Origin of the sequence: Microvirga sp. HBU67558, from assembly GCF_018069605.1 — a bacterium.
In the GTDB taxonomy this organism is placed as follows: domain Bacteria; phylum Pseudomonadota; class Alphaproteobacteria; order Rhizobiales; family Beijerinckiaceae; genus Microvirga; species Microvirga terrae.
The window spans coordinates 1-3,278 of record NZ_JAGPUP010000366.1 but is presented as its reverse complement, the minus strand read 5'-3'; the positions used below and the strand labels follow the sequence as shown (position 1 = coordinate 3,278).

Annotated in this window: 4 protein-coding genes; 1 reads left to right on the top strand and 3 read right to left on the bottom strand. The window is 59.9% G+C overall.

Annotated elements, in window-relative coordinates; genetic code table 11:
- Both KBI52_RS01980 and KBI52_RS01975 read right to left on the bottom strand, forming a co-directional pair.
- Positions 1-747 (bottom strand): hypothetical protein (locus KBI52_RS01980; RefSeq protein WP_210804977.1); only part of this gene is annotated, 747 nt, incomplete at its 3' end.
- A 785-nt stretch (positions 748-1,532) separates the two neighbouring features.
- The gene (locus KBI52_RS01975) at positions 1,533-1,748 is read right to left on the bottom strand and encodes a hypothetical protein (RefSeq protein ID WP_210804975.1); all 216 of its coding nucleotides are present in this window, start codon (positions 1,746-1,748) and stop codon (positions 1,533-1,535) included.
- A gap of 613 nt (positions 1,749-2,361) precedes the next feature.
- Between KBI52_RS01975 and KBI52_RS01970 the strand changes: the two genes are divergently transcribed.
- Positions 2,362-2,634, top strand: a complete 273-nt coding sequence (locus KBI52_RS01970) for an SWIB/MDM2 domain-containing protein (protein WP_173945404.1) — start codon at positions 2,362-2,364, stop codon at positions 2,632-2,634.
- A gap of 79 nt (positions 2,635-2,713) precedes the next feature.
- Here KBI52_RS01970 and KBI52_RS33860 read toward each other — a convergent pair.
- The coding region (locus tag KBI52_RS33860; protein WP_371823099.1) for an HU family DNA-binding protein at positions 2,714-3,278 on the bottom strand (565 nt) is incomplete at its 5' end.

Below are 3,278 nucleotides of genomic sequence, written 5' to 3'. Positions count from 1 at the left end.
CATCCAGTCGCCGACCTCATCAAGGGCATCAAAGGCGCGGTTGGTCAGGCGGCGCGGACCGGCCAACAGCCCCTCCTCCCGCTCCACAACATTGGGCTGCGGACCGGGTGGCATCGCCTCACGGGTTTCCCTGAACTCGTCAACAGCCCAGTCCTGCTGTGACATGGCAGGCGGCATGTTTGTCGGTGGCATTGGGCGCAGGTCATGCCGCGCCTCCGCAGAGCGCCGGCTTGCAGGCGGCAGGATGTCCTCGACCCGGTTTAGGGCAACGGACTGTGACTGGGGCAGTGCAACCCGATAGCCGAGCTCCTGAGCCACACGCGGTAAGTTCTGAACCGCCGCTCGGCCCGCTTCCATGCTATGGCAGATGCTGAAGTACAGGGCATGGAAGTTGGCGTTCTGGCGGATGGTCTCACGGCTCTCTTGGGTGGAGAACGGCGCGAGATAGAAGGCCATGGCATGCCCACCCTTTTCGGCCACGATCGCCGGCTTGGTTTGTGAGCAGTACACATAGCCGTTTTCCTCGCTGAGTTCCCTGCGACCAGATGAACTGGCATGGAAAGTCTTCACCCGGGTCTGCATGAGTGTGCCCTCCCCTGTCCTGGTCAGAGGGGAGGCTGCCAGGATGGCGAACTCGTCGCAGCCATCAGGGCGGCAGAGGCCGCGGATGATGTCAGGACGGCTATTGGTCTGAGCAAAGGCCGGGATCGCGAGCACGAGGGCCAGGGCAACAAGAGGTCTGAGCATTGGTGGCCTTGGGCGGAGGGATGGTTAATGAAGAGTCACCCCTGAGGTCGCGCACGAATGTGACGATTTCAGGCCGGCCTACCCATGGTACCTGACGGCGAAAGCCACGACGCCCCTTCGGCCGGGAAGAGCCCAAGGACGTTCGGAAGTCCTGCCGTGGGCTTAGATAAGTTCGAGAGTTTTTGTCCTAATGAGAACCCGAGCATCAGGAGCGCCTTTCATATCGGGCGATCTGAGCTGCCTTGACCTGCTCGCGACCGCCATCATCCGGGGCTGTGTCGCAGATTCTTCGTGCGGGCGGGGGGCGTACCTCAGCGATGGATGCTGAGCCTATCGTTGTTCTCGCTTGCCTGCGAAAACCTGCCGCAAAGTTCTGCCTTTGGATAAGGTGGTGTCGAGCTAAACCTCAACCAAGGCGTCCGTGGTCCAAGGGAATGACACCACACTTGGGAGATAGGCGGCAGACCAAACTCAGTCAACGCTGTCCCAACGAAAACGCCCTGACAGAGTTAGCCGTGCGGGGCTTGCTGTCAGGGCGAATTGTGTGATGCCGGTTGCAACACCACGTCACGATAATACGCCAAGCGCCTCGTTGGTTCAACATCAGGCTGTGGACAAGCAGAATTGCCCCGGCGGGAGGCTGAGCACTAGACCTCTCGCCAGGGCGCGTGCGATGTGTTCCGGCAACGCACGATCTATGTAGATGTAGCCACGGCATGCCGATGTGCGGCAAAGCACACCGTCAGTTCCTAACACGATCAGTGGATCGCACTGCGGCCAGAACATCAGTCAGTCCGGCTGTGGTCGAGACCGACATCACGAAGCATGTGCGGGTTGAGTTCGTGACGCAGCGCCTGCTGAAGTTCGTGACGGAGCAGGTGATCGAGTTCGTTTGTTGCCACAGGCCGCGCGTGATCATTCGCAGGCCTACGCGGCACGCGAACAAATTCAAAGCGGAAGGCGAGCCCTACAAAGGGCAAAGGGAATACGGTCGGGTTCATTAGAGCCACCAGCAGCTAGAGTCGTGACGAGGAGAGCGGTGCGTTCGTACGTGCAAATTCGCATAGACATCAAACGCCTCCTCTGGCTGTGGCTGTGAACCGAGCGGATGATCCGCGGGGCAGCTTCAATATCAGAATTCAGCTGCGCAGGCTAGTCCCGACATTCAAATTGTTAAGGTCCACCGCTTCGTTTACTTCACGGAGTGGGCTTGAGGCGATAGTAGGTAGAGACGGACGTATGGTGGACCGGCACGATCATACCCTCCCTTCGGAGTTCGTCCATCGTAGCAAAGCCGATCCCACGAACCTTCCGCCGCGAGGCGGACTTCCGACGTGCTTTGAACTGCTCGCGCTCGGTGTACAAACTTACCCCTGAGGCGTAACGGACCTCCTCGCCCTCCGCCAGCATATTAAGGGCTTTTCTTGCGAGGGTGGAGAGCGCGGTAAGTTCTGTTATGATTGCCTGCGTTCTATGCGGGCAATCAATTGAACCCACCATGCTGACGCCGGCATGGTCAGTGCGGGATTAAGGAACCGTTCAATCTTTGCTGGCCATGGTCCCGCCCCCTTTGCCCCTGCGGATCGCAGTGAGGCGCAGTTTAGGAGTTTGACAATGACCGAAGCCAAAGCCGCCAAGAAGCCGAACCCCGCTCTGGCGAAGCCGTTGCAGCCCTCGAATGAACTCGCGGCGGTGGTCGGGTCCTCGCCACTGCCCCGTACCGAAGTGGTGAGCAAGGTTTGGGAGTATATCAAGGCCAACAACCTGCAGAACCCTGCGAACAAGCGGGAAATCCTCGCGGATGAGAAGCTTCAGGCTGTATTCGGAGGCAAGAGCAAGGTCAGCATGTTCGAGATGAACAAGCACTTCGCTCAGCACCTGTCCTGAGCGGACGCGACAACAGGCCCACCCCGCCAGCGTGCCGGCGGGGTGGGGGTCGCTTCAGCCATCCGGTTGCGGCTAACGGCTAGACCGCCTCCTTGAGCTCCTTCGCGGGTCGGAAGGCGATCTTCTTGGAGGCTTTGATCTTGATCGGCTCGCCGGTCTGCGGGTTGCGCCCGGTACGCGCGGCGCGCTTGCGCACCTGCAGGATGCCGAGACCGCTCAGGCGGATCTTGTCGCCCTTCTTCAAGCTCTTGGCTATCATCTCGATGACTTGCGTCAGCATCTCGTTAGCCTGGCGCTTGGGAAGCTCGTGCACTTCCGACAACTGTTCGGCAATGTGGCGCAGGGTGAGGATCGCGCCAGCCGAGGTGCCAGTGGATTTCTTTGCACCCTTGGAGGCTGCTTTGGCTGACGCCTTCGGTGCTGCAGCCTTCGTAGACCTCTTGGCAACGGCGTCGGCAGTCTTGGCCGTCTTAGGCGGTTCTTCTTGCGATGCGGCGGCTTTGCGGGCCGGCGCCTTCTTGGCTGTCGTCTTGGTTGCAGCTTTCGCCATGGGTGAGATCCTCCTGATGCGCTGACAATCTAAAGCGCTTTTGATCTGGGCTTGAATCCATTCGGGTGGGTTGCGCGTTGACTGGGATATGGCC